The organism is Ruegeria sp. BG6, from assembly GCF_056538465.1.
The window spans coordinates 667,702-694,173 of the sequence record NZ_JBQFTB010000001.1; the positions used below are offsets into that span (position 1 = coordinate 667,702).

The 26,472-nt window shown below is 58.6% G+C and carries 27 protein-coding genes; 13 read left to right on the forward strand and 14 right to left on the reverse strand.

Annotation, left to right across the window (positions count from 1 at the left end):
- Window positions 1-248 precede the first annotated feature (248 nt).
- From ACR0JW_RS03315 to ACR0JW_RS03360, 10 genes are all read left to right on the forward strand, one after another.
- Window positions 249-803 (forward strand): DUF3305 domain-containing protein, encoded by a 555-nt coding sequence (locus ACR0JW_RS03315; RefSeq protein WP_170676703.1) that lies wholly within the window; start codon window positions 249-251, stop codon window positions 801-803.
- The gene (locus ACR0JW_RS03320; protein WP_170676701.1) at window positions 800-1,381 is read left to right on the forward strand and encodes a DUF3306 domain-containing protein; all 582 of its coding nucleotides are present in this window, start codon (window positions 800-802) and stop codon (window positions 1,379-1,381) included. The genes ACR0JW_RS03315 and ACR0JW_RS03320 overlap by 4 nt, the downstream gene beginning before the upstream one ends.
- Window positions 1,382-1,385: 4 nt before the next feature.
- On the forward strand, window positions 1,386-1,997 hold the full coding sequence (locus ACR0JW_RS03325; protein ID WP_170676699.1) for a molecular chaperone TorD family protein: 612 nt from the start codon (window positions 1,386-1,388) through the stop codon (window positions 1,995-1,997).
- 60 nt (window positions 1,998-2,057) lie between these two features.
- Window positions 2,058-2,246: a ubiquinol-cytochrome c reductase iron-sulfur subunit N-terminal domain-containing protein gene (locus ACR0JW_RS03330; RefSeq protein ID WP_170676697.1), complete on the forward strand. Its 189-nt coding sequence runs from the start codon at window positions 2,058-2,060 to the stop codon at window positions 2,244-2,246.
- Window positions 2,247-2,376: 130 nt separating this feature from the next.
- Window positions 2,377-5,271, forward strand: coding sequence for a formate dehydrogenase subunit alpha (locus tag ACR0JW_RS03335; RefSeq protein WP_170676695.1), 2,895 nt, complete (start codon window positions 2,377-2,379; stop codon window positions 5,269-5,271).
- Window positions 5,272-5,282: 11 nt separating this feature from the next.
- Window positions 5,283-5,876 (forward strand): formate dehydrogenase FDH3 subunit beta, encoded by a 594-nt coding sequence (fdh3B, locus tag ACR0JW_RS03340; RefSeq protein ID WP_037307340.1) that lies wholly within the window; start codon window positions 5,283-5,285, stop codon window positions 5,874-5,876.
- A 73-nt stretch (window positions 5,877-5,949) separates the two neighbouring features.
- Complete coding sequence (locus ACR0JW_RS03345) at window positions 5,950-7,155, forward strand: formate dehydrogenase subunit gamma (RefSeq protein WP_170676693.1); 1,206 nt, start codon at window positions 5,950-5,952, stop codon at window positions 7,153-7,155.
- Window positions 7,156-8,415: a c-type cytochrome gene (locus ACR0JW_RS03350; protein WP_170676691.1), complete on the forward strand. Its 1,260-nt coding sequence runs from the start codon at window positions 7,156-7,158 to the stop codon at window positions 8,413-8,415. It abuts the gene before it with no gap.
- Window positions 8,416-8,428: 13 nt separating this feature from the next.
- Window positions 8,429-8,554 (forward strand): hypothetical protein, encoded by a 126-nt coding sequence (locus tag ACR0JW_RS03355; protein ID WP_321253456.1) that lies wholly within the window; start codon window positions 8,429-8,431, stop codon window positions 8,552-8,554.
- Window positions 8,555-9,427, forward strand: a complete 873-nt coding sequence (locus ACR0JW_RS03360) for a helix-turn-helix transcriptional regulator (protein WP_170676689.1) — start codon at window positions 8,555-8,557, stop codon at window positions 9,425-9,427.
- A gap of 10 nt (window positions 9,428-9,437) precedes the next feature.
- Here the strand turns inward: ACR0JW_RS03360 and ACR0JW_RS03365 are convergent, their stop codons facing one another.
- The 11 genes from ACR0JW_RS03365 to ACR0JW_RS03415 all read right to left on the reverse strand — a co-directional run bounded on the left by ACR0JW_RS03365 (window position 9,438) and on the right by ACR0JW_RS03415 (window position 19,075).
- A complete protein-coding gene (locus ACR0JW_RS03365) occupies window positions 9,438-10,253 on the reverse strand; it encodes a substrate-binding domain-containing protein (protein WP_170676687.1) in 816 nt (271 codons plus the stop codon).
- A gap of 19 nt (window positions 10,254-10,272) precedes the next feature.
- Window positions 10,273-11,007, reverse strand: coding sequence for an ATP-binding cassette domain-containing protein (locus tag ACR0JW_RS03370; protein ID WP_170676685.1), 735 nt, complete (start codon window positions 11,005-11,007; stop codon window positions 10,273-10,275).
- Window positions 11,000-11,713 carry an ABC transporter permease gene (locus tag ACR0JW_RS03375; RefSeq protein ID WP_170676683.1) on the reverse strand — a complete coding sequence of 238 codons (714 nt, stop codon included), beginning with the start codon at window positions 11,711-11,713 and terminating at the stop codon, window positions 11,000-11,002. The genes ACR0JW_RS03370 and ACR0JW_RS03375 overlap by 8 nt, the downstream gene beginning before the upstream one ends.
- 156 nt (window positions 11,714-11,869) lie before the next feature.
- The gene (locus ACR0JW_RS03380) at window positions 11,870-12,865 is read right to left on the reverse strand and encodes an ABC transporter substrate-binding protein (RefSeq protein WP_170676681.1); all 996 of its coding nucleotides are present in this window, start codon (window positions 12,863-12,865) and stop codon (window positions 11,870-11,872) included.
- A gap of 62 nt (window positions 12,866-12,927) precedes the next feature.
- Entirely contained in the window at window positions 12,928-13,773 is an 846-nt protein-coding gene (locus ACR0JW_RS03385; RefSeq protein ID WP_170616172.1) for an ABC transporter permease, read from the reverse strand.
- Window positions 13,770-14,687 carry an ABC transporter permease gene (locus ACR0JW_RS03390; protein ID WP_170676679.1) on the reverse strand — a complete coding sequence of 306 codons (918 nt, stop codon included), beginning with the start codon at window positions 14,685-14,687 and terminating at the stop codon, window positions 13,770-13,772. The genes ACR0JW_RS03385 and ACR0JW_RS03390 overlap by 4 nt, the downstream gene beginning before the upstream one ends.
- Complete coding sequence (locus tag ACR0JW_RS03395; RefSeq protein WP_170676677.1) at window positions 14,684-15,115, reverse strand: GNAT family N-acetyltransferase; 432 nt, start codon at window positions 15,113-15,115, stop codon at window positions 14,684-14,686. Before ACR0JW_RS03395 ends, ACR0JW_RS03390 begins: the two co-directional genes overlap by 4 nt.
- Complete coding sequence (locus ACR0JW_RS03400) at window positions 15,115-15,906, reverse strand: ABC transporter ATP-binding protein (protein ID WP_170616166.1); 792 nt, start codon at window positions 15,904-15,906, stop codon at window positions 15,115-15,117. Before ACR0JW_RS03400 ends, ACR0JW_RS03395 begins: the two co-directional genes overlap by 1 nt.
- A 10-nt stretch (window positions 15,907-15,916) precedes the next feature.
- On the reverse strand, window positions 15,917-16,255 hold the full coding sequence (locus ACR0JW_RS03405; protein WP_170616164.1) for a hypothetical protein: 339 nt from the start codon (window positions 16,253-16,255) through the stop codon (window positions 15,917-15,919).
- A 22-nt stretch (window positions 16,256-16,277) separates the two neighbouring features.
- Window positions 16,278-17,732 carry a dihydropyrimidinase gene (gene hydA, locus ACR0JW_RS03410; protein ID WP_170676675.1) on the reverse strand — a complete coding sequence of 485 codons (1,455 nt, stop codon included), beginning with the start codon at window positions 17,730-17,732 and terminating at the stop codon, window positions 16,278-16,280.
- A gap of 92 nt (window positions 17,733-17,824) precedes the next feature.
- Window positions 17,825-19,075, reverse strand: a complete 1,251-nt coding sequence (locus tag ACR0JW_RS03415; protein ID WP_170676673.1) for a Zn-dependent hydrolase — start codon at window positions 19,073-19,075, stop codon at window positions 17,825-17,827.
- A 170-nt stretch (window positions 19,076-19,245) separates the two neighbouring features.
- Here ACR0JW_RS03415 and ACR0JW_RS03420 point away from each other — a divergent pair, with 170 nt between their 5' ends.
- Window positions 19,246-19,854 carry a TetR family transcriptional regulator C-terminal domain-containing protein gene (locus tag ACR0JW_RS03420; protein ID WP_170616158.1) on the forward strand — a complete coding sequence of 203 codons (609 nt, stop codon included), beginning with the start codon at window positions 19,246-19,248 and terminating at the stop codon, window positions 19,852-19,854.
- 243 nt (window positions 19,855-20,097) lie between these two features.
- Here the strand turns inward: ACR0JW_RS03420 and preA are convergent, their stop codons facing one another.
- Genes preA through ACR0JW_RS03435 form a run of 3 tightly spaced genes read right to left on the reverse strand, consistent with a single transcriptional unit; the run spans window position 20,098 to window position 23,636 of the window.
- The gene (gene preA / locus ACR0JW_RS03425; protein WP_170616156.1) at window positions 20,098-21,402 is read right to left on the reverse strand and encodes an NAD-dependent dihydropyrimidine dehydrogenase subunit PreA; all 1,305 of its coding nucleotides are present in this window, start codon (window positions 21,400-21,402) and stop codon (window positions 20,098-20,100) included.
- A 17-nt stretch (window positions 21,403-21,419) separates the two neighbouring features.
- Entirely contained in the window at window positions 21,420-22,256 is an 837-nt protein-coding gene (locus ACR0JW_RS03430; protein ID WP_170676671.1) for a methyltransferase domain-containing protein, read from the reverse strand.
- A gap of 45 nt (window positions 22,257-22,301) precedes the next feature.
- A complete protein-coding gene (locus ACR0JW_RS03435; protein ID WP_170676669.1) occupies window positions 22,302-23,636 on the reverse strand; it encodes an NAD(P)-dependent oxidoreductase in 1,335 nt (444 codons plus the stop codon).
- A 473-nt stretch (window positions 23,637-24,109) separates the two neighbouring features.
- On the opposite strand from ACR0JW_RS03435, the gene ACR0JW_RS03440 reads away from it, so the two are divergent.
- Window positions 24,110-25,105 carry a hypothetical protein gene (locus ACR0JW_RS03440; RefSeq protein WP_170677689.1) on the forward strand — a complete coding sequence of 332 codons (996 nt, stop codon included), beginning with the start codon at window positions 24,110-24,112 and terminating at the stop codon, window positions 25,103-25,105.
- Between the two features lie 72 nt (window positions 25,106-25,177).
- Window positions 25,178-26,470 (forward strand): O-acetylhomoserine aminocarboxypropyltransferase/cysteine synthase family protein, encoded by a 1,293-nt coding sequence (locus ACR0JW_RS03445; protein ID WP_170676667.1) that lies wholly within the window; start codon window positions 25,178-25,180, stop codon window positions 26,468-26,470.
- Window positions 26,471-26,472 lie beyond the last annotated feature (2 nt).

Genomic DNA, 26,472 nt, shown 5'->3' on the forward strand with positions numbered 1-26,472 from the left:
CACCCTCAGCACATTAAGCCGTATGCGCAGTGAGGCAATGTCCGCGGCACCAAAGAAAGGAATATTCGACGGATCAACCCCGCATAACCTTCGCCCGGACACCAAAATTAATAACCAATTGGTTAAAAAATAAACTTGTGGTGATCAATTGTCATGTTTCGCGCCAATAAGATGCTTGGCGAAAAGCCGTTTTGTGTACCATAGTGGACACCAAGGAAGGCAGGGGAGAGCCTTTCGGGGAGGATTAGGTGGCCAGGGCCGCAAATCAGATCGAAATGCCGGTTGGCGTTGTTGTGCGCAAAACACCGGGTGTGACCCGTTGGGCGCGGTGGAACTGGCGTGCAGTGGCGGCTTTGCCCGGAGCAGGACCTGCGGATTGGAAGGAATTGCGCCGCGAGGGGGAAGCAGTGGAGTACCATGCAGCCACCCTTCCGCTGACGCTCTGGGCAGACGAAACCGAAGCCTACATGGTGAACCTGTCTGACATTCAACCGTCCGTCTATCTGGTCTTGCGGGACGAGCTTGACGGAGATCATCCGTTGAATGCGGTTCTGATCACGGCTTCTCCTTTTGAAGGTCAGGACTATGCCGATACCGGAGAAGAGATCGTCGAAAAAATTCCAATGAGCGAGGGTCTGATTGCGTGGGTGCGCGACTTTACGCTGCAACATCACCGGGATGAGGTGTTCGTCAAACGCCGCCGCGACAAGAAACGGACCGATCTGGTGGAAGATGGAAAAGGGGATGCACGCATTCGGCAAGCTTCGGACGTGTATCGTGCGCCGCGGAGGATCGTGCAATGACGGAAGTGCACGATTTCTGGTCCCGCCGCAAGGCTGCCGTTCAGGCTGAAGCCGAGGCTGAACGCATCTCGTCCGAAGCACAGAAAGTGGCAGAACAGCAGGCAGAGCTGGGAGAGAAGTCAGATGCGGAGATTCTTGCCGCATTCGATCTGCCGGACCCGGATGATCTGAAACCCGGTGACGACATTTCAGGGTTCATGGCCCAGGCCGTCCCCGACCGCCTCCGCCGACGTGCATTGCGACGCCTGTGGCGATTGAATCCGGTTCTGGCCAATGTGGACGGGCTGGTCGACTACGGTGAGGACTATACGGACGCCGCATGCGTCATCGAGAACATTCAGACGGCCTATCAGGTCGGCAAAGGTATGCTGGCCCATGTCGAGGCGCTGGCCGCCGAAGATGATGAAGAAGAACGTCCACCCGAAGGCGAGGACGAGGTGATTACCGACATCCGGGACGAACCCACATTCGTTGACGACACACGACTGGAACCTGTGCAGATCGCAGAATGCGATGCGCCTGAAGATACCGAACTAACCCCTGCCCCGCGCCGCATGACGTTTGAATTCGAAGGATAACCCAATGACCGCAAGCAACGCGCAAAACCTGGATGTCTCGGCCGAAGACCGACTGCGCGCGGATTTCTACAACTTTCTTGGTCTGCTGTTGGCGGGCCCGCCGGATCAGTTGCTGCTGGATCAGATGGCCGGATTGGGTGGCGACGACACTGAACTGGGCAAGGCCATTCAGGCCATGGCAAGGGTTGCCAAAGTCACCAAACCCGCAGCGGCGGAACGGGAATTCAATGCGCTGTTCATCGGGTTGGGTCGGGGCGAGTTGCTGCCTTATGCCAGCTTCTACCTGACGGGTTTCCTGAACGAGAAACCACTGGCTCATCTACGCAACGACATGGCAGCGCGTGGGATTACGCGGGCGCAAAACGTGTTTGAGCCCGAGGACAACATCGCGTCGCTGATGGAGATGATGGCGGGCATGATTGTCGGACGCTTTGGCGCGCCTGCCACGCTGGAGGACCAGAAGGTGTTCTGGAACAAGCACATCGGCCCATGGGCCATGCATTTCTATTCGGATCTCGAAGCCGCCGAAGCTTCGGTTCTCTATGCCTCGGTCGGGACAGCCGGCCGGGTTTTCATGGAGATCGAGCGGGAGGCTTTCCGGATGACGGCAGCGTAACTTGCTGCCATTCGCCAGCGCCCCAAACGGCGCTAAATCGCAATTGGGAAGGAGGAGCCCATGAGCAAGACCAAGGAAGACGGCGCCACACGCCGCGATTTCCTGAAACTGGCCGGTACCGCAGCGCCCGCTGCCGTTGCCGCAGCCAGCCTGACCGGGAAAGCCGAGGCAGCCGAGCTGCCGACGGACGAGACCCGAATTCAGGACACTGCGCATACGCGCGCATACTTGAAAAGCGCGCGCTTCTGAGCCGCGACGACAGCGCCCGGGTCTGATCCGGACGATGTCACACCCGACTGACGGTTGCGACTGGCCCTGACGTCGGCTTCAGCAGTACCAAGCCAGCCATGGCTTACATGGCCAGCAAGGGAGGAAAACAATGCTTAGGAAAAAGACCAACGGGGTTGCGAGACGCCCCCAGCGGACAAGTATCCTGTCCCAGGTCGGCGAAAAAACCGTCGATCGCCGCGCATTCCTGCGTGGCTCGGGCCTGACGATCGGCGGCCTTGCCGCGATCAGCGCCACGGGTGGAACCGTGACGCCAGCCAGCGCCCAGACAGCGGCAAACCAGGCCGTTGAGAATATCAAAACCGTATGCACCCACTGTTCGGTCGGCTGTACCGTCGTCGCCGAAGTGCAGAACGGTGTCTGGATCGGGCAGGAACCCGGTTGGGACAGCCCGTTCAATCTGGGTGCACACTGCGCCAAGGGGGCCTCGGTTCGCGAGCACGCCCATGGCGAGCGTCGCCTCAAGTACCCGATGAAAAAGGAAGGCGGCGAGTGGAAGCGCATCAGCTGGGAAGAGGCGATCAACGAGATCGGCGACGGCATGATGAGCATCCGCGAGGAATCCGGGCCGGACAGCGTGTACTGGCTGGGGTCCGCGAAGCATAACAACGAACAGGCCTATCTGTTCCGCAAGTTCGCCGCCTACTGGGGCACGAACAACGTGGACCATCAGGCCCGTATCTGCCACTCAACCACTGTTGCGGGTGTTGCGAACACATGGGGCTACGGCGCCATGACCAATTCGTATAACGACATCCATAATTCCCGGGCCATCTTCATCATCGGCGGCAACCCGGCCGAGGCGCACCCCGTCTCGCTGCTGCACGTTCTGCGCGCGAAAGAGCAGAACAACGCGCCGCTGATCGTCTGCGACCCGCGCTTTACGCGCACCGCGGCCCATGCGGATGAATATGTCCGCTTCCGTCCCGGCTCAGACGTGGCGCTGATCTGGGGCATCCTGTGGCACATCTTCGACAACGGCTGGGAGGACAAAGAGTTCATCCGCACCCGTGTCTGGGGCATGGACCAGATCCGTGAAGAGGTTGCCAAGTGGAACCCGGATGAGGTCGAGCGCGTTACCGGAACACCCGGCTCGCAACTGAAGCGTGTTGCGCGGACCATGGCCAACAACCGTCCCGGCACCGTGATCTGGTGCATGGGCGGTACGCAGCACACCAACGGCAACAACAACACCCGCGCCTACTGCGTGTTGCAGCTTGCCTTGGGCAACATGGGCACCTCGGGTGGTGGCACCAACATCTTCCGCGGCCATGACAACGTGCAGGGCGCGACGGACCTGGGTGTTCTGTCACACACCCTGCCCGGCTACTATGGCCTTTCGGCAGGTGCCTGGGGTCATTGGGCCCGTGTCTGGGGAGAAGAACCGGAATGGCTGGCAGGTCAGTTCGCCACGATCAAGGACAAGGAAGGCAAGGACAAACCGCTTCAGAATGAACGCGGTATCCCTGTCTCCCGCTGGATCGACGGTGTTTTGGAGGACCCGGCGAACATGGATCAGGACAACAACGTCCGTGCCATGGTTCTGTGGGGTCACGCTCCGAACTCGCAGACGCGGGGACCGGAAATGAAGACGGCGATGGAGAAGCTGGACATGCTGGTCGTGATCGACCCGTATCCCACCGTCTCGGCCGTTCTGCATGACCGCACCGATGGCGTCTACCTGTTGCCCGCCTGCACGCAGTTCGAAACCCGTGGCTCGGTCACGGCGTCGAACCGTTCCCTGCAATGGCGCGACAAGGTGGTTGATCCGCTGTTCGAAAGCCTGCCGGACGAGGTCATCATGGCCAAATTCGCCAACAAGTTCGGCTGGGCGGATCGGTTCTTCCGCAATATCGAGATGGAAGATCCCGAAACCCCGAATGTTGAAAGCATCACGCGTGAGTTCAACTCGGGCCTCTGGACCATCGGCTACACAGGTCAGTCGCCGGAACGTCTGAAAAGCCATATGGCCAACCAGCACACGTTCGACAGAACCACGCTGCAGGCCATTGGTGGCCCGAACGACGGCGAATATTATGGTCTGCCCTGGCCCTGCTGGGGAACGCCGGAAATGGGTCATACGGGGACACCGAACCTCTATGATATGTCCAAACCGGTGGCCGAAGGCGGCCTGACCTTCCGCGCCCGTTTTGGCGTGGAACGTGATGGCGACAACCTGCTGGCCGAAGGTGTCTATAGCGTTGGATCGGAAATTCAGGATGGTTATCCCGAATTCACGATGCAGATGCTGATGGACCTTGGCTGGGACGGTGACCTCACCGCTGAGGAACGCGCGGCCATCGACGCCGTTGCGGGGCCAGAGACCAACTGGAAAACCGACCTGTCCGGCGGTATCCAGCGGGTCGCGATCGCTCATGGCTGTGCGCCCTTCGGGAACGCCAAAGCCCGCGCGGTTGTCTGGACCTTCCCGGATCCGATCCCGCTGCATCGCGAACCGCTCTATACCAACCGGCGCGATCTGGTGGAGGACTATCCGACCTACGAAGACCGGCATGCCTATCGCCTGCCCACCCTTTATGCTTCGATCCAGAAGAACGACTTTTCAAAGGATTACCCGATAATCCTGACGTCAGGTCGTCTGGTCGAATATGAAGGTGGCGGTGATGAGACACGGTCGAACCCGTGGCTGGCTGAACTGCAGCAGGACATGTTCGTCGAGATCAATCCGCGCGATGCCAACAACCTTGGTATTCGTGACGGATCGCAGGTCTGGGTCGAAGGTCCCGAAGGCGGCAAGGTCAAGGTAATGGCGATGCTGACCAACAGGGTCGGTGCCGGCGTGGCCTTCATGCCGTTCCACTTTGGCGGCCATTTCCAGGGCGAAGACCTCAGGGCGAAATACCCTGCTGGTGCCGATCCCTATGTCTTGGGTGAAAGTTCCAACACCGCCCAGACCTATGGCTATGATTCAGTGACCCAGATGCAGGAGACCAAGTGTACTCTCTGCAAGATCTGGGCAGCGTAAGGAGGACGATAATGGCTAGAGCAAAGTTTCTCTGCGACGCTGAACGCTGCATCGAGTGCAACGCCTGCGTGACCGCGTGCAAGAACGAACACGAGGTGCCGTGGGGCATCAACCGCCGCAGGGTGGTGACGATCAATGACGGCAACCCGGGCGAACGCTCGATCTCGGTGGCCTGTATGCATTGTTCGGATGCGCCTTGCATGGCGGTGTGCCCGGTCGACTGCTTCTATCAGAACGAGGAAGGCGTCGTCCTGCACTCCAAGGACCTGTGCATCGGCTGCGGCTATTGCTTCTACGCATGCCCGTTTGGCGCGCCGCAATACCCACAGGCTGGCAACTTCGGATCGCGCGGCAAGATGGACAAATGTACCTTCTGCGCCGGCGGCCCCGAGGAAACGCACTCGACCGCAGAGTTCGCCAAGTACGGTCGCAATCGGATCGCCGAGGGCAAACTGCCTATCTGCGCCGAAATGTGTTCCACCAAGGCCCTGCTTGCCGGTGACGGCGATGTGGTCTCGGCCATCTACCGCGAGCGCGTCGTCGCCCGTGGCTTTGGCTCGGGCGCCTGGGGTTGGGGCACGGCCTACGACCAGAAAGACGGATAAAACCGTTTTCTTGAACCAAACAGACGACCCGCTGCGCCGGGTCGTCTGACTAGGGATTTTGACCGAGGTTCAGATGTTCCGCTTGCTCACCGTCTTACTGCTGACATTCTCGATGGCCCAGATCGCCGTCGCCCAATCAAGTGAAACCCAAGCCCCCGCCCCTGCCGACAGGTCAGCGACTGGCGGCGCGACGACGCTTGAAGACATCCTGGCGCGTCAGCGCGGCGAACAGGTGGATAACAGCTATCGCTCGGACAATACCGGCCAAGGCAACGCCGAAGGCTTGCTTGGCCAGTTGGGAACGCGCGGCGTCGCCTCGGACAGCGATGTCTATCGCGCCCTTCGCTATGGGTCAGCAGACGTGACGGTGTCGTCCAAAGGGCCTGCAGCCGGAGTACTGATCCAGGACGGCGGTATGTGGTGGCTGAACTTTCGAACCGGACCGTTGCGCGAATACGGAACCTATATCGTGGGCGGAATGCTGGCGGTCATCGTATTGTTTTTCCTGATCCGCGGGAAAATCCGCATCGACGGCGAAAGGACCGGCCGCACTGTGACCCGCTTCAACGGATTTGAAAGGTTTGGCCATTGGCTGTTTGCCGGGTCGTTCCTGATCCTTGGCGTTACGGGTCTGCTGACGCTATACGGCCGCGACTTCCTGATCCCGCTTGTCGGCAAGGAAGGGTTTGCGACGATTGCTCAGGGGTGCAAATGGCTGCACAACAACCTCGCCTGGGCTTTCATGCTGGGCCTGATCATCGTCACGGTGAACTGGATCGCCCACAATATCCCCAACCGGACCGACCTGAAATGGCTCGCTGCCGGAGGAGGACTGTTTTCCAAAGGCAGTCACCCGCCCGCCTGGAAGTTCAACGCGGGCCAAAAAATCATCTTCTGGGCCTGTATCCTGCTTGGCGTCTCGATCAGCTTGTCCGGTCTGTCGCTTCTGTTCCCCTTTGAACTGCCGATGTTCGCAAAGACCTTCTCGGTCGCCAACGCGACCGGGCTTCCGCAAATGCTGGGCCTGACCCTGCCCGAGCAGATGTCCCCGCAGGAAGAGATGCAGTATGCCCAAGTCTGGCACGTGATGGTCGCGTATGTGTTCATCGCCATCATCATCGCCCATATCTACTTGGGCTCGGTCGGGATGGAAGGCGCATTCGACGCCATGGGCACGGGCGAGGTCGAGGAACAATGGGCGCGCGAGCATCATTCGCTGTGGCTGGAAGGCGTCCAGGAAAAAGAGGCTGGCAAGGCAGCGGCCTCGCCAGCGGAATAGATGCGCAAGCTGGTCATAGCACTGGCCCTGATCCCCTTCCCGGCTTTGGCCGAGTTTTTCACGCTGAAGGGTCACGGCGGGCCGATCATGGGGATCGCCACTGCGCCGGACGGACGGATTGCGACTGCAAGTTTCGACAACTCGGTCGGGCTGTGGTCGGACCGCAAGCCGGAATGGCTTGAAGGGCACGAGGCCGCCGTCAATTCCGTCGCCTTCAACGGCCGTGCTGTCTATTCCGCCGGAGACGATTTCACGCTGCGTCGCTGGCCGGACGGAGAGATCGTTGGCCAACACAAAGGCAAGATTGTTGGGCTTGCCGCCTCGAAGACGCATGTGGCCACGGCCAGTTGGGACGGAACCATCGGGATTTGGCCAGAGGATGGTTCGGCCTCGCTGACACTTCAGGCGGGTAGCGGCGTGAACGCCGTTACCTTTTCGCCGGATGGGGCCACGTTATACTCGGCGGGCATGGACGGTACATTGCGCGTTTGGGACGTTGCCAGTGGACAGGAAACTGACCGGATGGTCGAACACGGGTTCGGTATTAACGAACTGGTTCTGAACTCCACTGACAACTGGATCGCCTATGGCGCCGTGGACGGTGTGACGCGCATCCTGGACCTGACAACCGACGAAGAACGCGACTTTACGCTCGACCGCCGTCCAATCCTTGCGCTGGCGCTTAGCCCCGATCGCAAACTTTTGGCGGTCGGCGACGGCGAAGGCTACATCATGGTGATCGACACGGTCGAATGGCGCATTGCGCAGGATTTCCGTGCGACCTTGCGCGGGCCGGTTTGGGCATTGGCCTTCTCGTCGGACGGTCAGAACATCTATGCCGGCGGCATTGACGAGGCGATGTACAGCTGGCCTGTCGCCGCCCTTGGGGATCAGGAGCAAATGGCCGCAGCCGAACCCAGCTTCCTTAAAAACCCTGATGAGATGAGCAATGGCGAACGCCAGTTTGCCCGAAAATGCTCAATCTGCCACAACTTGACCCCCGACAGTGAACGACGGGCCGGACCGACTTTGCACGGCGTATTTGGGCGACAGGCGGGCACCCTGCCCGGATATTTCTACTCGGACACGCTGCAAGACTCTGATATCGTTTGGAATGAGGACACAATTAATGCCTTGTTCGATCAGGGTCCGGACCATTACATTCCGGGATCGAAGATGCCGATGCAGCGGATCGCCGGGTCACAGGACAGAGTGGATCTGATCGACTTTCTGCGCCACGCCACCGCACCGGAAAACTGAGCCGGAGGGAACCATGAAAGCCTTTCTTGCCGCCGTTGCGGCGATGGTCGTTATCACTGTCAGCGCGCCTTATGCTCTGAAACAGGCCGGGTTCAGTGCTGCCGACGCAGGGTCTGGTTCCGCGGTGCGCCTCGACTGAATGTCCCACTACCTGACCACAAAAGAACTGGCCGACCTGCTGCGCATTGGTGAGCGGAAGGCCTATGATCTGGCCTCCTCGGGCGAGGTGCCTTGCGTGCGCGCGATGGGCAAGCTGCTGTTCCCCCGGGCCGAGGTCATCGCCTGGCTGAACGCGTCAAGATCCGGGCCGCAGGTCGCGGAACCGCCCCTTCCCCCGATTGTCGCAGGCAGTCACGATCCCCTACTGGACTGGGCCTTGCGGGAAAGCGGATCGGGTCTGGCAACATATTACGATGGGTCTTTCGACGGCCTGAACCGCCTGAAAGATCGCAGCGCGCAGGCTGCCGTGTTGCATATCCACGAAGAAAACGGGTTCAACACCCAGGCGATGCGCAACGCCTTCGGCGAAGCACCGGTTGTCCTTATCGAGATCGCGCAAAGACAGCGCGGTCTGTTGCTGGCCCCAGGCGTGTCGGGCATCAGGGAATTTGGGGACCTGAAAGCGCGGCGGGTCATACTCCGTCAGGATAGTGCGGCAAGCCAACATCTGTTCGACGGTCAACTGTCCGCCTGCGGCCTCACTCGGGATGATCTGGACGCGCTGCCATCCTGCGCCCGAACCGAGGAAGAACTGGCTGTGGCCCTGCACGATGCCAAAGCCGAGGTCGGATTCGGATTGGGGGCCTTGGCCGGACTGTATAATCTTGGTTTTGTCCCGACGCATACCGAGAGGCTGGACCTTGCAATCTGGCGCCGCGCTTATTTTGACGCTCCCTTGCAAAAGCTGCTGGGATTCCTGCGATCAGAACGATTTGCCACCAGAGCAGCCGAATTCGGCGGATACGATCTGTCCCGCATAGGAACAGTCCATCATAACGGGGCCAGTGGCTGATTGCCTGCTTTCATCTGGCGTTTGGGAAGAACAGCTGTTGTCCGTCCAACTGGTAGGACCCGATGGCGGCCTGTCCGTCAGGCCCTGTCAGCCAATCGATAAAACGTTGTCCGGCAGCGGCCCTGACACCCGGGTACTTTTCCGGGTTAACCAGAATAATGCCGTATTGGTTGAAAAGGCGCGGATCACCTTCGACAAGAATTTCAAGATCGCCCTTGTTTCCGAATGACTGCCAGGTGGCCCGATCCGTCAGCGCATAGGCCTGCAACCCGCTTGCCACATTAAGCGTGGCGCCCATTCCCGATCCCGTTTCACTGTACCACGTTCCCGACGCTTTGGTCGGATCAATTCCTGCACTGGCCCAATGGCGCATTTCGGCCTTGTGGGTTCCGCTGTCATCCCCGCGTGAGGCGAAAGGGGCCTCGGCCTCGGCTACCGCAGACAGGGCGGCCAGAACATCGGAGCCGCCGCGAATATCGGCCGGATCCGACTTGGGCCCTACAAGCACAAAGTCATTGTACATGACGTCAAAGCGTTCGACGCCCCAGCCGTCAGCAACGAATTGCTCTTCGGCGGGCTTTGAGTGCACCAGAAGGACATCACCGTCCCCATTGATCGCATTCCTGATCGCCTGCCCTGTGCCGACCGCGACGACCCGAACATCAATTCCGGTTTCCGCTTCAAAACCCGGCAGGATGTAATCCAACAGGCCCGAGTTCTGCGTCGATGTGGTCGATTGAACGATGATAAACGGCGCTTCCGCCTGCGCGGGGGCAAGCTGCAGGCCAAACGCTACAACCGCTGCCCGAATGAAGTTTCGGATCATTCAGTTCTCCGTCGAGTTTTCAAGTGACCAGTCCGCCATCAAGGTAGCGTCGCGAGGCTTCGCTTGTCGGCGCCTCAAGTACCTGATTGGCGGCGCCATGTTCAACCACATGACCAGCCTGCATCATGACCACATCTGCCGCCAATCGCCGGGCCTGACCGATGTCGTGCGTCACCATCACGATGCGGACGCCCCGCATGGAAGCCCGCAAGATCATCTGTTCGATTTTCTGCGTCGCGCCTGGGTCAAGTGCGCTGGTCGGTTCGTCCAGAAACAATGTATCGGGCAATGTCGCCAGTGCACGAAGGATGGCCAATCGCTGCGCCTCACCTCCGGAAAGGGATCGTGCCGCTTGACGCGCCTTGGCTTCCAGCCCGCCCTCGGTCAGCAGCTCTGCAATTCGGTCCCTGCGCTGAGCGTGGTTCAGCCCCTGTCGTTTCAGCACAAAGCCCAAATTGCCCGCAACTGAGCGGCGCAACAGAACCGGCCGTTGAAAGACCATCGCCTGACGCGCCTTGTGTTCGGCATTCAACGGCACGCTGTCCTGAAACACTCGACCACCGTCCGGCGCGATCAACCCATGCAGGCACCTGAGAAGAAGGCTTTTACCCGCCCCGTTTGGCCCGAGGATCAATGTCGGGCCAGGCCCGTCCAAAGTTAGTTCCCGCACGTTCAGCAGATCTTTGCCATCGCGCGCGATCCTGAGATCCTTCACCTGCAGTTTTCTATACATTTCACCGGCCAGATCACGCATGGCGTAATCCTTCCCGCTCGGCCCTGAGGCTCAGCGCGCTGACCATGGCATTTACCGCTACCGCAATTCCGATCAGGATCGCCCCAAGGGCCAGCGCAAGCGCCAGATTGCCCTTGGATGTCTCAAGCGCGATGGTGGTCGTCATGACCCGCGTCACGTGATTGATATTGCCGCCGACGATGATCACTGCGCCAACCTCGGCAATGGCCCGCCCGAAGCCCGCAAGCAACGCCGTGACAAGTGCCAGCCGGGCATCCCACAACAAGACCGGAACCGAGGCCAGTCGCGACACGCCAAGCGAGCGCAACTGCTCCGAATACTCTTCGGCCAGCATCTCGACCACCTGTCGTGTCAATGCTGCGACGATGGGCGTGACCAGAACCACCTGCGCGATGATCATCGCGGTTGGTGTGTAAAGCAGCTGCAAGACGCCTAATGGCCCCGAGCGTGACAGCATCAGATAGACAAGCAACCCGACCACCACGGGCGGCAAACCCATCAGGGCGTTCATCAGAACAATGAGCACCCGGCGTCCCGGAAACCGAGCCACGGCAAGAGCAGCACCCAAGGGCATGCCGATGGCGGCTGAAATCAACACGGCAAAGATCGAAACGCGCAGGGATAGCAGAACAATCGCCCAAAGCTCTGTATCCCCGTTCAGGATCAGAGCCATCGCCTTGCTGAATTCTGATGCAAAATCCTGCATTTTATTCCGATTGAACGTCAGTTCGTACGAATTGCACCAATTCACAATGGAATACTAATCGGAAATGATTGTAAGTACAGACACATTTGCGGCACCTCAAACCAAAAACGCGGCCCGTTTCCGAGCCGCGTTTCGTTGTTTCAAGTAATCCGGTTGTCAGTTCAATGCTGCATCCGTGATCTTATGAGTCCATGCCCCTTCCGGTTCCTTCGTGATGGCGGGGTTTTCTGCAGACACGGCCGACAGAAGCGTCTTCACGGTCTGATCATAGTCGCTGGGGTCAAGCGCACCATCCGACCCTTCGATCAACTTTGCGATTTCACCCATCATATAGACCTGATGATCCAGTTCCTGAGCGCCGGTTTCGTCAAACTCCAGCACGATCTCGGCTGCTTCTTCCTGGTTCTCGGCAGCGTATTTCCACCCTTTCATCGAAGCCCGAACAAAGCGCTCCATCTTGTCGACAAAGGCCGGGTCTTCCAGGTTTTCTTCCATGACGTACAGACCATCTTCGAGCATACCAAAGCCCATCTGCAGGTAGTTGAAGGTCACCAGTTCTTCCGGGGTGATACCGGCCTGCAGGATCTGGCGGTACTCGTTGTAGGTCATGGTCGAAATGCAATCAGCCTGCCCCTGAATCAGAGGATCTGCCGAAAACGCCTGCTTCAGGACCGTAACGCCGTTTTCATCCGCACCATCCGTCTCGATTCCCAGAGATGCCATCCATGCATAGAACGGGTATTCGTTCCCGAAGAACCAGACACCCATCGTCCGCCCCGGGAAATCTTCCGGAGATTCAACGCCGGTGGACTTCAAACAGTTGACCTGCAATCCGCCGGTCTTGAAGGGCTGAGCGATGTTGACCAAGGGTACACCCCGCTCACGCGCCGCAAGTCCGGCTGCCATCCATGTGGTGATGACGTCAGCCCCGCCCCCTGCGATGACCTGTTCCGGCGCGATATCCGGGCCGCCGGGCTTGATCGTGACATCCAGCCCTTCTTCGTCATAATAGCCTTTTGCTTCGGCCACGAAATAGCCCGCGAACTGCGCCTGACCGACCCATTTCAACTGTAGCGTTACCTCGTCCGCCGCCAGCACCGTAGTGGCTGCCAGGCTGAAGGCTGTAACCGCGCCGCTGAGTAGCTTATTCATCTTCATTTCTCCTAGTTGCGATTGGTGCCCCGTTTTCGGGGTCTGTTGAATTCTTTCCTGCGTTATCCTCGTTGTGACGGATGCCAGAATGTCACCGCCTTTTCGATCATAGCCACCAGCCCATAAAAAGCCGTTCCGGCCAGCGCGGCCACAACAATCTCGGCCCAGACCATATCCAGCGACAACTGTCCGACGCTGGTCGAAATTCGAAAGCCCATCCCGACTATGGGCGAACCAAAGAACTCGGCCACGATAGCGCCGATCAGGGCCAAGGTGGTAGAAATCTTTAGTCCGTTGAAAATGAATGGCATCGCCGCAGGAAGGCGGAGTTTCACAAAGCTCTGCCAATAGGTCGCCGCATAGGTCTCCATCAGGTCGCGCTGCATGGTTGTCGCTTCGCGCAGGCCAGCCACGGTGTTGACCAGCATGGGAAAGAACACCATCACAACAACGACGGCGGCCTTGGAATGCCAGTCGAACCCGTACCACATCACCAGAATGGGTGCGGTGCCCACGATCGGCAGCGCAGCAACGAAGTTACCAACCGGCAGCAGACCCAAGCGCAGGAAATCCCACCGGTCCACGGCAATCGCCATCAGAAACGCCGCGCCGCAACCAATCACGTAGCCGCTAAAGGCGCCTTTGATGATCGTCTGCACGAAATCGGCCCAGAGGATCGGCAAACTGTCCGCAAACCGCAGCGCGATGACCGACGGTGCGGGCAGAATGACCAGAGGAACATCCAGCCCACGCACCAGCATTTCCCAGATGCCAACAACCGTCAGCCCGAAAACCAGAGGGGCCAGAAACCTGACCATGCGCGTGTCGGCCCAGGGACCACTGGCCAGCCGGCTGTTCAGCCACCAGCCGAACACCCACAACAGGACTGCACCAAAAACCAGTATCATTGCGCCATCCCCATGCGTTTCAGTACCGCCCGTTCAATCAGACCCAAGAGACCCACCAGGCAAGCCGCCAGAATGGCTGCCGCGAACAGCGCTGACCAGATCTGAACCGTCTGACCGTAATAGCTGCCCGCCAGCAGCCGCGCGCCCAGACCGGCAACCGCACCTGTCGGCAGTTCTCCGACAATTGCGCCGACCAGCGATGCTGCGATGCCGATTTTTAGCGAAGCGAACAGGTACGGCATCGATGCGGGCAGGCGCAGTTTCCAAAACCCCTGCGACGTGTTGGCATTGTAGGTCCGCAGCAGGTCAAGTTGCATGGCATCCGGGCTGCGCAAGCCTTTGACCATGCCGACAACAACCGGGAAAAAGCTCAGGTAGGCCGAGATGATCGCCTTGGGAATAATGCCCTGAACACCAACCGAATACAGAACGACGATGATCATCGGTGCCAACGCAATGATCGGGATCGTCTGGCTGACAATGGCCCATGGCATCACGGACAGGTCCATGACCCGACTATGGACAATCCCTACGGCCAGCAAAATGCCAAGCCCGGTACCAATGACAAAACCCAGCATCGTGGCGCTCAAGGTTACCCAACCATGATACACCAGCGACCGCTTGGAAGTGATATTCTTGCCTATCGTGGTCTCCCACAGCTCGATCGCGACCTGGTGCGGGGATGGCAGGCGCGGTTTTTTCTGCTCCCACGTGGCGGGGATCGCAAAGCTGTTGCTCAAAACCAGCCTGACCTCTCCCATGTCGCGGCGCGCACTGGCGGTCGGCGGCTGAACCTCGGCCCCGCCGCGCTCAAGCTCGGACAGCACACCCTTGATGTTCATCGGAACACAGGCGGCGTACCAAATGGCAACAATGGCAGCCACGACTGTCAACACGGCAACAATCTGCTTCATGCGCGCCACTCCATCCGGATCACTGGCAGAGTTTCGGGCGGCACGGGCGGCTGCGTTCCAGCCTCGACAAACCCTTCCCGGCGATAGAACCTTTGCGCTGCCTTGTTCGGCTCATGTGTTGTCAGCCACAGGAAATCGCGGTTTTCCTTGGCCTTGTCCAACAACCGCTTACCGATCCCCTTGCCGGTTCGCAGGCAGTATAACGCGCCGACCTTGCGCGCCACGGGATCAACGGACATGTAGCAGTCTACCGGGTCGCCCACGACCCAGATTTCGCGTTGCGGAAAGGCCTCATTGATCAATCCGGCAAGCTTTTCCACGGGCAGTTCTTCGGGCATCCAGCATGTTGCCTTCATCCAAGTCGAGATAACTTGTGCGCAGGCCGGGACATCGTCCCGCTCTGCCCGTCTGATAGATTCACCCGGCATCAGACGTCATCCCCGTGACCGGCACGCAGCCCCTCGCGCACGCGGTGGGCCACCTCAATGAATTCCGGAGAATCCCGGATGTCCAAAGGCCGTTCCTTTGGCAGCGGGCTGTCGATCACATCCGTGATCCGTCCCGGACGCGGGCTCATCACTACGATCTTGGTGCTCAGATACACCGCCTCGGGGATCGAGTGGGTCACAAACCCTATGGTTTTTTCCGTCCGCGCCCACAGCGCAAGAAGCTGTTCATTCAGGTGGTCGCGCACGATTTCGTCCAAAGCGCCGAAAGGTTCGTCCATCAGCAGGATATCGGCATCAAAAGCCAGCGCCCTGGCAATACTGGCACGTTGCTGCATCCCACCGGATAGCTGCCAGGGAAACTTGCCACCAAACCCTTCAAGATCAACAAGTTCCAGAACGTTCTTCACACGCTCATCCTGCTCGGCCGCCGAGTACCCCATGATCTCAAGTGGCAGCTTGATGTTCTTGGCGATGGTCCGCCAGGGATACAGCCCCGCCGCCTGAAACACATAGCCATAGGCCCGGTTCCGCCGCGCTTCATCCGGGGTCATGCCGTTTACCGTCAGGGTTCCCCCGGTCGGGGTTTCCAGTGCCGCGATACAGCGCAGGAAGGTGGTCTTGCCACAGCCCGAGGGGCCGATGAAACTGACAAAATCGCCCTTGTCGATCGACAGGTTTACATCTTTCAAGGCGTGGATCGGCCCGTCATTGGTCTGGAAGGTGAGGTCCAGTTGTTTTGCCTGAATGACGGGCTGTTCATTACTTGTCATTTTTGTCCTTTCACCGACAAACGCTCAATACCGTCGCGTAGGTCTGGTCAGGGTTTGCAAGGACAAACCCCTCGTGTCCATCACTGTAGAAATCCCATGTAAAGTCATAGGTTTCTTCATAGCCGATGCATTTCGCCGTCAGTGTCGATATCTGTCCATCTTGATTTCCAACAACCAAGACATCGCAGGCGGTTTCGTAAAACAGCAACCGCCCTTCTTTCAACAAGGCCATGTCTGTTGCCTCGGCGGTGCTGCGTTCAAAGTGAACGTCGCATCCCGAGTTGTTGCCATATACCGGAAAACCTGACTGCGCATACGCGACAGTTCCGCTACATAGCAACGAAGCCATTGAACAAAGTAGTCCGCGCAAATCACACACCTGTCGCCGGAATACCCGTGCGTTCCACCGGTCGTGGGGCAGTCAGGTCTTTCCAGGTGCTCAGCGCCTTGTTCACATGGGTATTGGCCTCACGCGCAACAAACTGACCGTGCCCCTCCTGAGTCCTGATCTCACCATCATGCACCGCGACATGCCCACGGCTGAGCGTGAAACGTGGCAGACCCTTGACCTCTTTGCCCTCAAAGACATTGTAATCGATCGAGGATTGTTGCGTGCCCGCGCTGATGGTTTTGGTCTTTTGGGGGTCCCAGACGACCAGATCGGCATCCGCCCCCACCAGAACTGCGCCCTTTTTCGGATAGCAATTCAATATCTTGGCGATGTTTGTTGATGTAACCGCCACAAACTCGTTCGGCGTCAGCCGCCCTGTTTCAACACCATGGGTCCACAGCATCGGCATCCGGTCTTCCAACCCGCCGGTCCCATTGGGGATCTTGGTGAAATCGCCGACACCGTACCGCTTCTGCTCGGTCGTAAAGGCGCAATGGTCGGTTGCCACCACGCTTAGCGATCCTGATTGCAGGCCTGCCCATAGACTGTCCTGATGCTGCTTGTTGCGGAATGGCGGGCTCATCACCCTGCGTGCCGCATGATCCCAGTCCTGGTTGAAATACTCGCTTTCATCCAGCGTCAGATGCTGAATCAGCGGCTCGCCCCACACGCGCTTGCCCTGCATTCTGGCGCGGCGGATGGCCTCATGCGCCTCTTCACACGAGGTGTGCACCACATAGAGCGGCACGCCCGCCATGTCGGCGATCATGATGGCGCGGTTGGTCGCCTCGCCTTCGACCTGCGGCGGTCGGGAATAGGCGTGCGCCTCGGGGCCGGTATTTCCTTCGGCCAGCAGTTTGGCGCTGAGTTCCGCGACAACATCACCGTTTTCGGCATGCACCAACGCAGTCCCGCCCAGTTCTGCCAGACGCCTGAAGGACGCAAACAACTCGTCATCATTCACCATCAGCGCGCCCTTGTAGGCCATGAAGTGCTTGAACGTGTTGATACCCCGCGTCTCGATCACGGTCTTGATGTCGTCAAAGACCTGCTCGCCCCACCATGTTACTGCCATGTGGAAGGAATAGTCGCAGTTTGCACGCGTCGATTTATTGTCCCAGCGTTTCAGGGCATCCAGCAGGCTTTCCCCCGGATTCGGCAATGCGAAATCGACGACCATGGTGGTCCCGCCGGCCAGCGCCGCCCGCGTGCCGCTTTCGAAGTCGTCACTGGAATAGGTTCCCATAAACGGCATTTCCAGATGCGTATGCGGGTCAATCCCACCGGGCATGAGATAACACCCGGTTGCATCCAGTTCCTTGTCGCCCTTCAAATCCGGACCAATTTCCGTGATTACGCCGGCCTCGATCTTTACGTCAGCCTTGTACGTCAAATCGGCGGTGACGATTGTTCCGTTCCTGATAACAGTGCTCATGTTAAACTCCCTGTTGCGGTCTGCGCCGCTTGCTTCATCTGGCCAAAAGTATCCCGGGGGAGACGCCCAGCGGGCGAAGGGGGCAGAGCCCCCTACTCCACAATCTCCGCAGTTTCGACGACCGCGTGAAACAGAACATCCGCCCCGGCAGAAGCCCATTCCTTGCTGATCTCTTCGGCCTCGTTGTGGCTCAGGCCATCTACACACGGACACATCACCATCGCCGTCGGGGCAACGCGATTGATCCAGCAAGCGTCGTGCCCGGCGCCGGAAATGATATCAGTATGAGAATACCCCAAACGATCAGCCGCGCTTCGAACCGCTGCAACGCAGGTCTCATCGAACTTCACCGGGTCAAAACCGCCGACTTTCTCAAATTCGATCTGAAGCCCCATTTCATCCACGATATCCTCGGCAGCAACACGCAACCGGTTTTCCATATCGGTGATCACGTCCAGTTCGGGCGAGCGGAAATCGACCGTGAACACCACCTTGCCCGGGATAACATTCCGGGAATTGGGGTAGACGTCGATATGCCCTGCCGCCCCAACCGCGTGGGGCGCGTGGGACCACGCAATTTCGTCCACTTTCTCAAGGATGCGCGCCATGGCCAGACCCGCATTCTTGCGCATCGGCATCGGGGTCGAGCCGGTATGGGCGTCTTTGCCGGTAACCGTGATCTGGGTCCAGCTCAGGCCCTGGCCATGCGTGACAACGCCGATGTCCTTTTCCTCGGCCTCCAGGATGGGGCCCTGTTCGATATGCAGTTCAAAAAAGGCGTGCATTTTTCGCGCACCGACTTCCTCGTCTCCTCGCCAGCCAATGCGATTCAGCTCATCGCCAAACTTCTTGCCTTCCGCGTCTTCCCGGTCATAGGCCCAGTCCTGCGTGTGCATTCCGGCAAACACGCCCGAGGACAACATGGCCGGCGCATATCTGGTGCCTTCCTCGTTGGTCCAGTTGGTCGCTACGATCGGGTGCTTCGTCTTGATCCCCAGGTCATTGAGTGTCCGGATGATCTCCAACCCGCCCAGCACACCCAGCACACCGTCGTATTTCCCGCCGGTCGGCTGCGTATCCAGGTGCGACCCAACATAGACTGGCAGAGCATCAGGATCAGAGCCTTCGCGATGGGCGAACATATTGCCCATCTGATCCAGTCCCATGGTGCAACCGGCTTCCTCACACCATTTCTGGAACAGCGCGCGCCCTTCGGCATCTTCGTCCGTCAATGTCTGGCGGTTATTGCCGCCCGCAACGCCGGGACCGATCTTTGCCATCTCCATCAGACTATCCCACAGCCTGTCTCCATTAATTCTGAGATTCTGCGCCGGAGCTGCCATCTGTTTTCCCCTGTTGCTTGCGATTTGGCTCGCTTTTGGTGTCTTGATTTGACCATCTGGTCAAACTCACGCTATCACGGGTTCGACATCAGTCAAGAAATTGCATCGCGTCGACGGAAATTTAAGCATAATCAGCACCCGTCGGACAAAAATTGGGGTAACTGGGATCAATGCCAAAAGACCGTGCGCCTACCCGAATTCAGAAAAAGAACCGCGCAGCGATTCTCGAGGCGGCGCTGAACGTTTTTTCAGCCCATGGATTCCGCGGTGCGACGGTGGACCAAATCGCAGCCGAAGCCGGATTGAGCAAACCGAACCTTCTGTATTACTTCCCTTCGAAGGAGGCGATTCACACCGCCCTTCTGTCCGGGCTTCTGGACGTGTGGCTGGCCCCGCTTCACGATCTGGACGAAAACGGCGATCCGCTGGAAGAGATCCTGTCTTACATCAACCGCAAGCTCCAGATGAGCCAGGAGTTACCCCGTGAAAGCCGCCTGTTTGCCAATGAACTGGTTCAGGGCGCGCCTCGTATCCGGGATAATCTGTCCAATGACCTGAAGTCTCTGGTCGACCAAAAAACTGCTGTTTTGACTACCTGGATGGATCAGGGCAAAATTGCCCGTCTTCACCCCTATCATCTGATATTTTCCATCTGGTCCCTGACCCAGCACTACGCCGATTTTGAAGTGCAGGTCCGGGCAATTCTTGGTGAGGAGGACCCGTTCGAAGGCGCAGCGCCCTTTATGGAAACCTTGTACCGCAAACTGTTAACCCCTTGAGAAGAAGTTAACCGATTGGATGAATGGTTTTGTTCTTGCAACCAGACCGAAGGCAGATCTCTGAATTGAACGACAAGCTGACCGTGCGTGGTTTGTAGGAGAAATTAGGCGGTGCGGGTATCATCTTATCCGCACCGCCAACCAATGAACCTTTACCTGTCACAATGGGGGCCGACCGATTTTCTGATCCGAAGAAACTCGATGCGTTTTCTCGGATCAGGTTTTCGTCCAAAAGATACTGGATTATTCAGCCGCTTTAGCCATTGGGTTGTTCGGATGCGTGGTCCAGTTCGCATAACCGGGCTCAACGACCTTTTGTGTGCGTGGGTCGATCTCCCCTGCTGCCATCGGCTCCATCGAGATACATCCTTCGACCGGACAGACATCGACGCACAGGTTACAGGCCACACATTCATCATCCATCACTTCAAAAACGCGATCGGCGGACATCGAAATCGCCTGATGGCTGGTGTCCTCGCAGGCGGCATAGCATCTGCCGCACTTGATGCACTGGTCCTGATCGATCTTGGCTTTGGCGACGTAGTTCAGGTTCAGGTATTGCCAGTCCGTGACATTCGGCACCGCCAGACCAACGATTTCGGACACGTCGGAATAGCCCTTTTCATCCATCCATTTGGACAGACCGGCCGTCAGTTCATCGATGATCTTGAACCCATAGGTCATCGCCGCCGTGCAGACCTGAACAGTGCCGCACCCCAGCGCCATGAATTCCGCAGCATCGCGCCAGGTGGTCACGCCACCGATGCCTGAAATCGGCAGCCCATGGGTTGCCTCTGCGCGCGCAATCTCGGACACCATCGACAAGGCAATCGGCTTGACCGCCGGCCCGCAATAACCACCGTGGCTGCCCTTACCGTCAATCGAGGGTTCGGGGCTGAACGTGTCCAGATTGACGCTGGTGATCGAGTTGATCGTGTTGATCAGCGATACGGCATCCGCACCACCGTTCTTTGCCGCAGCAGCGGGTTTGCGGACATCGGTGATATTCGGTGTCAGCTTCACGATGACCGGGCGGTCATAGTATTTTTTGCACCACCGGGTAACCATCTCGATATATTCCGGAACCTGTCCGACGGCCGACCCCATTCCCCGCTCGCTCATCCCGTGTGGACAACCGAAGTTCAGCTCGATCCCGTCCGCTCCGGTTTCTGCGACGCGCGGCAGGATGGCTTTCCATGCCTCTTCCTCGCACGGCACCATGATCGAGGCGATCAGCGCCCGGTCAGGATAGTCTGCTTTGACCCGCGCCATCTCCTCGAGGTTTACTTCAAGCGGGCGGTCGGTGATCAGTTCGATGTTGTTCAGGCCCAGCAGGCGACGATCCGCGCCGTAAATGGCCCCGTAGCGCGGACCATTCACATTCACGACCGGCGGCCCTTCGGCACCAAGCGTTTTCCACACGACACCGCCCCATCCAGCCTCGAATGCGCGTCGTACGTTGTATTCCTTGTCCGTCGGCGGCGCGGATGCCAGCCAGTAAGGGTTGGGGCTGGAAATTCCCAGAAAGTCAGTTGTCAGATTGGCCATGGGTTCTCCTTACCGGGTTAACCGGTTTTCTTGAAAATCATCTCGGTCGGGCGGATGCGCCCGGCGTCAAGGTTTGCGACATAGTTTTTGAACTTCTCAGGGGCAGTATCACCCATCATCAGATGGATCCCCAGCGGTGCGGGGCCGCTTTCGGCCGTGCGGGCAAAGACCTCTTCAAAGAACGCTTTCGCGAATTCCGAGCGATCGTTTTCCGTGATCAGTTCAAATCCAACAGCCGAGGCCGCGTCCCTGTACGCACCAGGCATGTCCACGAACGAGGTGTCGGGCGTCGTCGACCAGGGCAATGGAAAGACCATCGGTTCATCCATCGCACCGCCCATCACGTCAAACAGCGCAAAGGTGCCGCCTTTTGCCAGAACTCTGGCCACTTCGGCGAACAGGCGTTGTTTGTCCTGAATGTTCATACCGACATGCAGCATAACGGCAAGGTCAAAGCTGGCGTTCGGCACCGGCATGTCCAAAGCGCTTCCGGTCAGAAAACGCACCTTGCCTTCAAGACCGACAATTGCACTGAGGGCGGTTGCCGTCTCGACGAACTCAGGAGTCAGATCGATGCCCGTAACGGTCGAGGTGTAGCGGTCCGCAATGTAGCGCGACGTTCCACCGATACCGCAACCGATATCCAGCACCCGAGTTGCGTGGGTCGGCGAAAGCTGCGCGAACAGATGATCCGTCGCAGCAACTCCACCTGTGTGGAATTCGTCGCCCGCTTTCAGGTCGGCAACCGTGGCCGCGTCCGGGTCGATACCGCTCTGCCGTAGCGCATCGCGAACGCGTTCTGTCAGTTCACCTGTCGTATAGTGGCGGGCAACGGCTTCTTCGATCCGGGACATGGCAACACCTCAGCAATGCGATTGAAAGATCAATGCCTCACTATATCACGAAACAAGCGTTGCATGGATGTCCATCGCGGCATCCCTGCCCTCGGCCACCGCAGTCACGGTCAGGTCTTCGCCACCGGTTGCACAGTCGCCCCCGGCCCAGACACCTTCGATGGATGTGCGGCCCGCGCCCGTAACGACGATCTTGTTGCCGTCCAGATCCAAACCTTCAGGTGCCCCTTCCAGTGTCTGACCAATGGCCTTGAGGACTTGATCCGCCGGAACACGAATGGTTTCGCCGGTTCCGCTCAGCTTGCCTTCCCGGGATTCGGTATATTCAAGCTCGATCTCGGCGGTGGAGCCATTTCCATGAATGGCCACAGGCTGAACGTTGCACAGAATTCGAACACCATGAGAGGCCGCCAGATCCTGTTCATACCGGCTGGCTCCCATCGCGTCGCGGCCGCGGCGATATGCGATGGTCACATGTTCGGCACCAAGAAGGCGGGATTTCACTGCCGCATCCACGGCAGTCATGCCGCCACCGATCACCACGACGTTGCGCCCTACCGGCAAATGCGCAAGGTCATCTGCCTGCCGCACGTCCGAGATGAAGTCGACCGCATTGCGCACTCCGTCCAGATCATGCCCTTGTGCGCGAAGTGCGTTCACCCCGGCCAGACCGATAGACAGGAAAACCGCGTCGTAATTTTGGCGCAGCCCGTCCAGCGAGATGGTGTCACCCAGCGCGGAACCGGTCTCGATCACGATACCGCCGATTTTCAGCAGCCAGTCCACCTCGGCCTGAGCAAAGTTGTTGGTCGATTTGTAGGCCGCGATACCATATTCGTTCAGCCCGCCCGGCTTGGGCCTGGCGTCGTGGATCACCACGTCGTGGCCATGCATGGCCAGACGATGGGCACAAGCCAGTCCCGCAGGGCCAGCGCCAACCACGGCGATTGTCTTGCCGGTCGATGGCGCCCTTTCGAATGGATGCACCCCGGTCGCCATGACGCTGTCCGTTGCATAACGCTGCAGTCGACCAATCTCAACCGGCGACCCTTCGGCGGTTTCGCGTACGCAGGCCTCTTCGCACAATGTTTCGGTCGGACAGACCCGGGCGCACATGCCACCCAGAATGTTCTGTTCCAGAATGGTTTGGCCTGCCGCTTCCGGCTGACCGGCCTGAATCTGGCGCATGAACAACGGAATATCGATGTCCGTGGGACAAGCGGTAACGCATGGCGCGTCATAGCAGAAATAGCACCGATCAGCCGCCACAGCCGCCTCATGCGCGGCCAGCGGCGGGTGCAGATCCGTGAAATTCGAGGTCAGCTCATCGCTGGAAAGCCGCCCGGCGACAATACCGGGGACCATCTGGCCCTGTGCCATCACTCTACTCCCTGTAGATATGTTTATTGTGACCTCAGCTTGCCACAAACAAATTTTTTATCAATTGGTAAAATTTATAAAATCACCAAAAAGTCGAAAAAGCTGAGGGAGCGACCTCAACTTCACCGTTTAATTTTCTGTTTTTATTTGCTTTTGGTCAAATTTAACTATTCGAGAAAATCTTCGAGTTAATCTCCATGCACGGTCCAATAATCACCTGCAGCGGTGGGACAGCGGGTATTCGACGGACAGCGCTGCCAGTCCCAGGCGCCAAATGACTCGTCTGCTTCCTACCTGCCGCCATTGATGACAAACATGTCCAGGCCTTTTTGAGTTCCTGCGTCGCGTTCAGAATTGGGCGCGCCGCAACGGTTTTCCAATCTCGCATCTGGTTTTGGCGCCGTCTGCCGCTTACAGTGTGTCACCAGAACCAGAGCAGCGCCGGACAACGGCGAAAATCCGTGAGTTTATCGATGCAGGCCAAGGCCCCCAAGTTCAATATTGTCATCATCGGACAGAACAACCGCCTGCAATACGAGGCTGTGCTGTTTGCCGCCGCGCTTCGACATTGTTCACCGGGATTCACAGGCCGACTGTTTGTTGCGGTTCCCCAACCCGGCCCACGCTGGCAACAAAACCCCAGCATTCAGAACGAGGATGTTCTCAAAGTTCTGCGACAACTGGACGCCGAGATTCTGCCCTTTGACAACCATGCCTTCGGCGAAAGCTATCCTTTTGGCAACAAGATCGAAGCATTGCTGGCCATGCCCGAGGGTGAGCCATTTGTGTTCTTTGACAGCGACACCCTAATCACGGGCGATCTGAACACAGTTCCGTTCGATTTCGACCGCCCCGGCGCATCATTGAAGGTCGAAGGAACATGGCCAAAACCCACGCTGTATGGCCCCGGTTTCGACGGCATCTGGCGCGCGCTCTATCAACGGTTCGGGCTGGACTTCGAAAGCTCGATCGACACAGACCAACCGCTGGATCACTGGCGGCGCTATCTGTACTTCAATGCAGGGTATTTTTTCTATTCCTGCCCACACGCTTTCGGAAAACGGTTTCTGGAATACGCGCTCGCCATCCGCGACGAGGATATCCCAGAGCTTGTTGGCCAGAACCTTGACCCCTGGCTGGATCAGGCCGCGTTGCCGCTGGTGATCCACGCGCTTGGCGGCGGGCGCGACGCCCTGCCGGACGGATTGCTGGATGGCACCGTAAGTTGTCACTACCGGCTGTTCCCGCTGCTTTACGCGCGCGAGCCGGATCATGTCATCGAAGTTCTGGAAACAGTGACCGCGCCGAACCGGATCAAGAAGGTTCTGAAGAACTACGACCCGCTGAAAAAGCTGGTGATCCAACGCAAGGGCGAGAAGATCCGCAATATGTTCGACCGCGAGAACCTGCCCCAGCGCGAGCAGGTCATCCGCAACCAGATCAAGAGCAAAGGACTGTGGATGCGCTGACTGGATCGTTGTGCGCACGCGACCAATGCCCTAGAGATTCTGCAACACAAATACCAACAGGAGATGTTCCAGATGTCTGATGGACCCACTTATGGTTTCGACACGCTGCAAATTCATGCCGGTGCCCGGCCCGACCCGGCGACCGGAGCGCGCCAGACGCCGATCTACCAGACAACCGCTTATGTATTCCGCGACGCGGACCACGCCGCCGCGCTGTTTAATCTGCAAGAGGTCGGCTACATCTATTCCCGGCTGACCAACCCTACCGTGGCTGTTTTGCAAGAGCGTGTCGCGACCCTTGAAGGAGGTGTGGGTGCGGTTTGTTGTTCCTCGGGTCACGCCGCGCAGATCATGGCGCTGTTTCCGCTGATGGGACCGGGTTGCAATGTGGTTGCATCAACCCGCCTTTATGGCGGCACTGTCACGCAGTTCAGCCAGACCATCAAACGCTTCGGTTGGTCCGCCAAGTTCGTCGACACCGACGATCTGGACGCCGTCAAGGATGCCATCGACGAAAACACACGGGCGGTGTTCTGCGAATCCATCGCCAATCCGGGCGGCTACGTTACCGATATCCGCGCGCTTGCGGATGTGGCGGACGCCGCTGGCATCCCGCTGATTGTCGACAACACGTCGGCCACGCCCTATCTTTGCCGCCCGATTGAACATGGTGCCACGCTGGTGGTGCATTCGACCACGAAGTACCTGACCGGCAACGGCACTGTCACCGGCGGTTGCATCGTGGATTCAGGCAAGTTCGACTGGTCCGCAAATGACAAGTTCCCGTCGCTCAGCGAACCGGAATCCGCCTATCACGGGTTGAAATTTCATGAGACCTTTGGCCCGTTGGCCTACACTTTCCACGGAATTGCCATCGGGCTGCGTGATCTGGGCATGACGATGAACCCGCAGGCTGCGCATTACACGCTGATGGGGATCGAAACCCTGAGCCTGAGAATGGAGCGCCACGTAGAGAACGCCCAGAAAATCGCCGCGTGGCTCGAAGCAGATGACCGCGTGGAATATGTCACCTATGCCGGCCTGCCGTCGTCGCCCTATTACGATCGGGTCCAGAAGTGCTATCCACGCGGGGCCGGTGCCCTGTTCACCTTCGCGGTCAAGGGCGGCTATGACGCGTGCATCAAACTGGTCAATGCGCTGGAGATATTCAGCCATGTGGCCAATCTGGGTGACGCACGCTCGCTTATCATTCATTCAGCCTCGACCACACACCGGCAGCTGACGCCCGAACAACAGGAAGCCGCCGGTGCCAGCCCGAACGTGGTACGTCTGTCGATCGGGATCGAGGATGCCGACGACCTGATTGCCGATCTTGACCAGGCGCTCAGCAAGGCAAGCGCCTGATC

What these genes read in the sequence shown, in the direction of transcription:
- ACR0JW_RS03365 (WP_170676687.1), bottom strand. Translation starts at nt 10,253, where the DNA reads ATGATCCGAAACTTCATTCGGGCAGCGGTTGTAGCGTTTGGCCTGCAG.
- ACR0JW_RS03345 (WP_170676693.1), top strand. Translation starts at nt 5,950, where the DNA reads ATGTTCCGCTTGCTCACCGTCTTACTGCTGACATTCTCGATGGCCCAG.
- ACR0JW_RS03350 (WP_170676691.1), top strand. Translation starts at nt 7,156, where the DNA reads ATGCGCAAGCTGGTCATAGCACTGGCCCTGATCCCCTTCCCGGCTTTG.
- fdh3B (WP_037307340.1), top strand. Translation starts at nt 5,283, where the DNA reads ATGGCTAGAGCAAAGTTTCTCTGCGACGCTGAACGCTGCATCGAGTGC.
- ACR0JW_RS03360 (WP_170676689.1), top strand. Translation starts at nt 8,555, where the DNA reads ATGTCCCACTACCTGACCACAAAAGAACTGGCCGACCTGCTGCGCATT.
- ACR0JW_RS03390 (WP_170676679.1), bottom strand. Translation starts at nt 14,687, where the DNA reads ATGAAGCAGATTGTTGCCGTGTTGACAGTCGTGGCTGCCATTGTTGCC.
- ACR0JW_RS03430 (WP_170676671.1), bottom strand. Translation starts at nt 22,256, where the DNA reads ATGTCCCGGATCGAAGAAGCCGTTGCCCGCCACTATACGACAGGTGAA.
- ACR0JW_RS03445 (WP_170676667.1), top strand. Translation starts at nt 25,178, where the DNA reads ATGTCTGATGGACCCACTTATGGTTTCGACACGCTGCAAATTCATGCC.
- ACR0JW_RS03320 (WP_170676701.1), top strand. Translation starts at nt 800, where the DNA reads ATGACGGAAGTGCACGATTTCTGGTCCCGCCGCAAGGCTGCCGTTCAG.
- ACR0JW_RS03395 (WP_170676677.1), bottom strand. Translation starts at nt 15,115, where the DNA reads ATGCCGGGTGAATCTATCAGACGGGCAGAGCGGGACGATGTCCCGGCC.
- ACR0JW_RS03440 (WP_170677689.1), top strand. Translation starts at nt 24,110, where the DNA reads ATGCAGGCCAAGGCCCCCAAGTTCAATATTGTCATCATCGGACAGAAC.
- ACR0JW_RS03400 (WP_170616166.1), bottom strand. Translation starts at nt 15,906, where the DNA reads ATGACAAGTAATGAACAGCCCGTCATTCAGGCAAAACAACTGGACCTC.
- ACR0JW_RS03370 (WP_170676685.1), bottom strand. Translation starts at nt 11,007, where the DNA reads ATGCGTGATCTGGCCGGTGAAATGTATAGAAAACTGCAGGTGAAGGAT.
- ACR0JW_RS03330 (WP_170676697.1), top strand. Translation starts at nt 2,058, where the DNA reads ATGAGCAAGACCAAGGAAGACGGCGCCACACGCCGCGATTTCCTGAAA.
- ACR0JW_RS03335 (WP_170676695.1), top strand. Translation starts at nt 2,377, where the DNA reads ATGCTTAGGAAAAAGACCAACGGGGTTGCGAGACGCCCCCAGCGGACA.
- ACR0JW_RS03380 (WP_170676681.1), bottom strand. Translation starts at nt 12,865, where the DNA reads ATGAATAAGCTACTCAGCGGCGCGGTTACAGCCTTCAGCCTGGCAGCC.
- ACR0JW_RS03375 (WP_170676683.1), bottom strand. Translation starts at nt 11,713, where the DNA reads ATGCAGGATTTTGCATCAGAATTCAGCAAGGCGATGGCTCTGATCCTG.
- ACR0JW_RS03325 (WP_170676699.1), top strand. Translation starts at nt 1,386, where the DNA reads ATGACCGCAAGCAACGCGCAAAACCTGGATGTCTCGGCCGAAGACCGA.
- ACR0JW_RS03435 (WP_170676669.1), bottom strand. Translation starts at nt 23,636, where the DNA reads ATGGCACAGGGCCAGATGGTCCCCGGTATTGTCGCCGGGCGGCTTTCC.
- ACR0JW_RS03415 (WP_170676673.1), bottom strand. Translation starts at nt 19,075, where the DNA reads ATGGCAGCTCCGGCGCAGAATCTCAGAATTAATGGAGACAGGCTGTGG.
- ACR0JW_RS03355 (WP_321253456.1), top strand. Translation starts at nt 8,429, where the DNA reads ATGAAAGCCTTTCTTGCCGCCGTTGCGGCGATGGTCGTTATCACTGTC.
- ACR0JW_RS03420 (WP_170616158.1), top strand. Translation starts at nt 19,246, where the DNA reads ATGCCAAAAGACCGTGCGCCTACCCGAATTCAGAAAAAGAACCGCGCA.
- preA (WP_170616156.1), bottom strand. Translation starts at nt 21,402, where the DNA reads ATGGCCAATCTGACAACTGACTTTCTGGGAATTTCCAGCCCCAACCCT.
- ACR0JW_RS03385 (WP_170616172.1), bottom strand. Translation starts at nt 13,773, where the DNA reads ATGATACTGGTTTTTGGTGCAGTCCTGTTGTGGGTGTTCGGCTGGTGG.
- ACR0JW_RS03405 (WP_170616164.1), bottom strand. Translation starts at nt 16,255, where the DNA reads ATGGCTTCGTTGCTATGTAGCGGAACTGTCGCGTATGCGCAGTCAGGT.
- hydA (WP_170676675.1), bottom strand. Translation starts at nt 17,732, where the DNA reads ATGAGCACTGTTATCAGGAACGGAACAATCGTCACCGCCGATTTGACG.